Source organism: Pseudomonas sp. P5_A2_2 (genome assembly GCF_054177685.1).
This window is the reverse complement of record NZ_JBGCUL010000813.1, coordinates 1-2,048: the sequence shown is the minus strand read 5'-3', so window position 1 is coordinate 2,048 and position 2,048 is coordinate 1. Positions and strand designations below refer to the sequence as shown.

2 protein-coding genes are annotated in these 2,048 nt (G+C 56.8%); both read right to left on the bottom strand.

Annotation, left to right across the window (positions count from 1 at the left end; all coding sequences use genetic code 11):
* The coding region (infC, locus tag ACXRVY_RS26035) for a translation initiation factor IF-3 (RefSeq protein ID WP_458238626.1) at nucleotides 1–358 on the bottom strand (358 nt) is incomplete at its 3' end.
* Nucleotides 358–2,048: threonine--tRNA ligase (gene thrS / locus ACXRVY_RS26030; RefSeq protein WP_458238625.1), on the bottom strand; the 1,691-nt coding region annotated here is incomplete at its 5' end. The genes thrS and infC, both read right to left, overlap by 1 nt.

Below are 2,048 nucleotides of genomic sequence, written 5' to 3'. Positions count from 1 at the left end.
GTACCAGGTTGCGCAGTTTTACCTGGTAATCCCCTTCCTCCGTCCCTGGACGAAACTTGATTTCTTTAACCTGAATCTGCTTCTGGTTTTTCTTGGCCGCAGCAATCTGCTTCTTCTTTTCGAAGATCGATTTGCCGTAGTCCATCAGTTTGCAAACAGGTGGTACTGCATCGGCGGAAATCTCCACCAGATCCAGCTTGGCCTCTTCAGCCTTAAGAAGCGCGTCTTCAATTGACACAATCCCAAGCTGTTCACCTTCAGCTCCAATTAACCGAACCTCGCGTGCCGAGATATTCTCGTTGATCGGGGCTTTCGGTGCAGCTCGTTTATCTTGTCTCATTTCACGCTTAATAATAATTACTCCGAATCTGGGCGACCACGCCGGGAAACCGCTTGCGCGAGAAACTCAGCGAACTGGGCGACGGGCATCGAGCCCAGGTCAGCACCTTCACGAGTACGCACAGCGACAGTCTGCATCTCGACTTCCCGATCTCCGATAACCAAGAGAAAAGGAACCTTGAGCAAAGTATGCTCGCGGATTTTAAAGCCGATCTTTTCATTTCTCAAGTCAGACTTGGCACGAAATCCGCTTTCGTTGAGGGTTTTTTCAACTTCAGCGGCAAAATCAGCCTGTTTATCAGTGATATTCATCACCACTGCCTGGGTCGGAGCCAGCCACGCGGGGAATGYGCCCTCGTAGTGCTCGATCAGAATTCCGACGAAACGTTCGAAGGACCCCAGGATCGCCCGGTGCAACATGACCGGGTGCTTGCGGCTGTTGTCTTCGGAGACGTATTCGGCTCCCAGACGGACAGGCAGGTTAAAATCGAGCTGCAGGGTACCACATTGCCAGACGCGACCGAGGCAATCTTTCAGCGAGAACTCGATCTTCGGACCGTAGAACGCACCCTCGCCCGGCTGCAGATCGTACGGCAGGCCCGCGCTATCAAGGGCTGCGGCCAGTGCAGCTTCGGCGCGATCCCAAAGCTCGTCGGAACCGACGCGTTTTTCCGGACGAGTGGACAGCTTCATCTCGACATCGGTGAAGCCGAAGTCGGCGTAGACATCCATGGTCAGCTTGATGAAGGCAGCGGATTCAGCCTGCATCTGTTCTTCGGTGCAGAAAATGTGCGCGTCGTCCTGGGTGAATCCACGCACGCGCATGATGCCGTGCAAGGCACCCGATGGCTCGTTACGGTGGCAGGCACCGAATTCGGCCAGGCGCATCGGCAACTCGCGATAGCTCTTCAGGCCCTGGTTGAACACCTGCACGTGGCACGGGCAGTTCATCGGCTTGATCGCGTAGTCGCGGCTTTCCGACTGGGTGGTGAACATGTTGTCGGCGTAGTTGGCCCAGTGCCCGGACTTTTCCCACAGGCTGCGGTCAACGACCTGGGGGGTCTTGATTTCCAGGTAACCGTTGTCGCGCTGCACCTTGCGCATGTACTGCTCGAGCACCTGGTACAAAGTCCAGCCATTGGGGTGCCAGAACACCATGCCCGGCGCTTCTTCCTGGGTGTGGAACAGGCCCAGGCGCTTGCCGATCTTGCGGTGGTCGCGCTTCTCGGCTTCTTCGATGCGCTGGATGTAGGCGGCCAGTTGCTTCTTGTCGGCCCATGCGGTGCCGTAGACGCGCTGCAATTGCTCGTTCTTGGCATCGCCACGCCAGTAGGCGCCGGACAGCTTGGTCAGCTTGAAGGATTTCAGGAAGCGGGTGTTCGGCACGTGCGGACCGCGGCACATGTCGACGTATTCTTCGTGATAGTACAGGCCCATGGCCTGCTCGTTCGGCATGTCTTCGACCAGGCGCAACTTGTAGTCTTCGCCACGGGCCTTGAACACTTCGATCACTTCGGCGCGCGGAGTGACTTTCTTGATCACGTCGTAATCTTTCTCGATCAGCTGCTGCATGCGCTGTTCGATGGCCGCCAGGTCGTCCGGGGTGAAAGGACGCTCGAAGGCGATGTCGTAATAGAAACCTTCGTCGATGACCGGACCGATGACCATCCTGGCGGTCGGGTACAACTGCTTGACCGCGTGGCCAACCA